The sequence below is a fragment of the Pseudomonas sp. CGJS7 genome (genome assembly GCF_036961695.1).
On record NZ_JBAMDI010000263.1, the window covers coordinates 1 to 4104 of the forward strand.

Here is a 4104-nt window from a genome sequence, read left to right on the forward strand (position 1 = left end):
AGCGGTTGCGCGTCGCGGTAGGCGCGCAGCGCGGCGGCGGAATCGTTGCCGGCCAAGGCCGCGCGCATCCGCGTCTGCGCCCATTGCAGGCGCAGGCCGGCATGGCCGAGCGCGAGGATTCGCGCATCCAGCGTGGCATCGGCCGCGGCGCCGTCGCTTTGCAGCGCGGTCTGCAATTGCAGCAAGCGCACCCCGGACTGCTGCGCATCGCGCTGGGCGATGGCGAGCGTGCGGCGTTCGCCGTCGGCATCGCCGGCGCGGCGCGCCAGTTGCGCGCGCAGCAGGGCGGCGATGCCGCGCTGTTCGGACGAAGCGGCGGCGACTTGGGCATTCAAGGCGTCCAAGGCCTTGCGCGCGTCGCCGTCGGCTTGCGCGGACAGCAAGGCCTGCGCCCGCAGCAGGCCGATATCGACCAGCCCGCGCGCGTCGCCGCGTTGCTTGAACAGCGCATCGGCCTGATCGAGCTGCCGCAGCGCATCGCCGATCCGGCCTTGCATCAGATCCAGTTCGGCCAGATTGCGCCGGCTCACCGCCGCTTCCTCCATCATCTGCCGCGACAGCGCATCGTCGAGCGAGGATTGCAGGCGTTCGCGCGCCTGCGTCCATTGCCCGCGCGCGGCGGCGAGTTGGCCGAGGTTCTGGCTGGCGCGGATCCGGCCGGTTTCGTCTTCGAGCTTGGAATAGGCCTCGTGCGATTGGACCAGATAGGCCTCGGCATCGTCGTAATGGCCGAGTTGGTACTGGGCGAAGCCGATATCGTTGAGCGCCTGCGCGGTGCCGCCGGCGTCGCCGGCCTGGCGCCAGGCCGACAGCGAACGCCGGAACGCGGCCAGGGCGCCGGGGTAGTCGCCGCGTTCTTCGGCCAACAGGCCCAGTTCGTTTTCGACCGCGGCCAGGCCGTGGCGATCTTCGAGCGCGGCGTGCAATTCGCGGGCCTGGCGCAGGTGGCGTTCGGCTTCGTCGAATTGCCCGGTCAATGCCAGGACATTGCCCAGATTGCGCAGGCTGGTCGCCAGCCCGCGCCGATTGCCGACCGCACGGCGCAGCGCCACCGCTTCGCGGTATTGCGCCTGGGCGTGATCGTTCTGGCCGAGCCGGGCGTAGCCGATGCCGAGCGCGTTTTCGGTTTCGCCTTCGCCGTAGCGATTGCCGCTGCGCTTGTACAACACCAGCGCGCGGACCAGGTAATCGTCCACCGCTTGCCGCGCCTGGCCGTGCAGGATCGAGTACTTGCCCAGTTCGAACCAGGCGCGCGGATCGTCGGGGTCGCGCGCGGTGAGCGCGCGCAGTTGCGCGATCGCGCCGACCGCGTCGCCGCCGGCGCCGAGCGCGCGCGCCAGCGCCAGTTGCGCGTAGGTGTCGTCGGGCGTGGCGGCGATGCGCGCGCGCCAATAGTCGGCGCTGGCCTTGGCGTCGCCGTCGAGCGCGGCGCGTTCGGCGAGGATCCGCGCGCGCAGCGGCTCGGTGCCGTTGCGTGCATGTTCGCTTTGTTCCAGTGCCGCGTAGGCGGCATCCAGGTCGCCGGCCGCCTGTTGGGTTTCGGCCAGGGCCAGCCAGCCCGACGCGAACTCCGGCGACAGTTCGGTGCTGCGTTTGAGTTGGGTCAGCGCCGGTTCGATCTGGCTGTTCTGGCGCGCGATCAAACCCGCGCCGTAGCTTTGCAAGGCCGCGTCGGAAGCCGGCAGCGGCAACGGCGGCGGTGAGGCCTTGGCGCCCAGGGCATTGGCCAAACGTTGCGAATGGATCAGCGTCGAGAAGGCTTGGTGCGGATCGGCGCCGTCGCCGGTCACCAAGTCGTGCGGGGATGCGCCGCCGTCGAGCAAGCGCGCCTGCATCCGCCAACCTTTTTCGTATCGGCTCAGTTCCAGCGCGACCGCGCGGTCGGCGCGCGCCAGCCGGCGCAAATCGTCGGCGTCGGGCGGCGCCGCGTCGCTGGGATCGAGTTGGCGCAAGGCCTGCTGGCTGCGTTCGTCGTCGACCACGGCCAGACCGGGCAGGGTGGCGAGCGATTCGCGCAGCAAGGCGACGTATGCGCGCGCTTGTTCCGGCGGGATCGCGTCCTGCGGCGCGCGCAGCGGCAACACCATGATCCGGTGCAGGGGCGCGACCGCTGGCACGGCTGCATTAGCGTTCGCGCGCACTGGCGGCTGTTGCGGCCGCGCGATCCACAGCCCTGCACCGGCCGCGGCCAACGTCGCGACGCCCGCCGCGCTCAGCCAGACCGCGCGCGTCGGCCGCCAATCGCGCGCGACATGCCGGGTATCGATCGCGCGCAGCACTTCATCCGCGCTGCCCAGCCGATGCGCCGGTTGTGAGCGCAACAGCCGGTCGACCAATCGCACCAGCCACGCCGGCGTGTCGGCGCGCAGCCGGTCGACCGGTGGCGGCGTGCGCAGCATGCGCTGGGCGAGGATTTCGCTGAGGGTGCCGCCGTCGAACGGGATCTTGCCGGTCAGCATCTCGTGCAGGATCAACCCCAACGCGTACAGATCGCTGCGCGCATCGGCGCCTTCGCCGCGGGCTTGTTCGGGCGACAGATAATCCGGCGTGCCGACGATCGCCCCGGTCTGGGTCAGGCCGCTGCCGGCGAGCGAGCGGGCCACGCCGAAATCGCTGATGTAGGCGTCGCCGTTGGTGTCGATCAACACATTGGCTGGCTTGAGATCGCGGTGGATCACCCCGCGCGCATGCGCCGCGGACAGACCTTCGGCGATCTGCCGGGCGATCCGGATCGCATCGTCCAGCGGCAGCGCGCCGTTGCGGTCCAGGCGTTTGTCCAGCGGCTCGCCGTCGATCAAGTCCATGCCGATCAGCCATTGCGATTCGTGGCGGATCAAGTCGTGGATGCGCACCACCCGCGGGCTGGAGACTTGCCGCGCGGTCAGCAGTTCCTGGCGGAAGCGTTCGAACGCGTCGCCGCGCGCGGCCAGTTCCGGGCGCAGCAGTTTCAGCGCGATGTCGATGCCCAGCGCGGTGTCGTGGGCGCGATACACCACGCCCATGCCGCCGACGCCGAGCAGGGATTCGATCCGGAAACGTCCGGCCAGCACGCTGCCGGGCGTCATCGGCTGGGCTTGGTAGAGGCCGGTCGCGGTGGCCTCGGTCACGGCGCGGTGACCTGGGCGCCGACGATGCGGGTCCAGCGCGGGCCCTGGGCGGCGGCCGGGGCCAGCGAATCGAACGCGCGCTGCGCCAACAGCCACAGCGCCGCGCTGTCGGCGAAGGCGCAGAGCAGTTCCAGATCGAACTCGCTGATCGCCTCGCCGGGGCCGCGCCGGTCGGCGTAGATCGCGCCCAGCACCCGTCCGGCGTGCAGCAAGGGCAGGCAGACCAGGCTTTTGAGTCCGCCGGCCAGTACCGAAGCGCGGCGCGCCAGCCACAACTCGTCGGCGATCCAATTGACCACGATCGCGCGGCGCTCCGACAGGCAGCGCTGGACCGCGCCGACGCTGCCGGAAAAGGCCTGGCTCTGCAGCGCCTGCTGATCCAGCATCAGGCTGGCGCGCACGTCGTAGTCGCCGTCGTGCGCCAACAGCAGGAAGCCGCGGCTGCAACCGGCCAGTTCGACCACCCCGCGCAGGATGTCGTCGGCCAGGCCGGCGCCTGCCGCGCGGTCGCGGACCGCGTTGGTGTCGGCATCGGCCGGCGCGGCGCCGAGGCCGAGCCGTTCGACTTCGATCCTGCGCGTCCACGCCGCCGACAGTTCGCGCCGTTCGCGTTGCCGCCGCTGTTGTTCGATCGCGCCGGCGTCGGCGTGGACCGAGAATTCGCACAGCACGTCGCCGAAACGCAGCCAGCATTCGCTGCGTTCGAGCTGGGCGCGGCCGATTTCGATGCCGTCCACGTAGGTGCCGTTCTTGCTGCCCAGATCGAGCAGGTGCCAGCCGTCGGCGTCGTGAATCAGATCGGCGTGGTTGCGCGAGACGGTGGGGTGTTCGATGCGCAAATCGCAATCGGCTTCGCGGCCGATGCGCAGGCGCGCGCCCGCGGGTATCCATCGGCTGATGGCTGCGGCTTCGGGCGGGTAAGCGATCAGTCGCGCCGGCATGTCCGCATCTTACGCGGGGCGGCGCGGCGAAAGCAGCCGGGCCGCGGTGGCGGAAA

2 protein-coding genes are annotated in these 4104 nt (G+C 70.9%); both read right to left on the reverse strand.

Annotated features, from left to right (window positions below; translation table 11 throughout):
• On the reverse strand, window positions 1-3107 hold a 3107-nt coding region (locus V7787_RS52350), incomplete at its 3' end, for a protein kinase domain-containing protein (RefSeq protein ID WP_336095387.1).
• Window positions 3104-4048 carry an FHA domain-containing protein gene (locus tag V7787_RS52355; RefSeq protein WP_336095388.1) on the reverse strand — a complete coding sequence of 315 codons (945 nt, stop codon included), beginning with the start codon at window positions 4046-4048 and terminating at the stop codon, window positions 3104-3106. The genes V7787_RS52350 and V7787_RS52355, both read right to left, overlap by 4 nt.
• Window positions 4049-4104: the final 56 nt, after the last annotated feature.

Bases quoted from the DNA above. Each gene is read 5' to 3' on its own strand.
- V7787_RS52355 (WP_336095388.1), bottom strand. From the start codon at position 4,048: ATGCCGGCGCGACTGATCGCTTACCCGCCCGAAGCCGCAGCCATCAGC.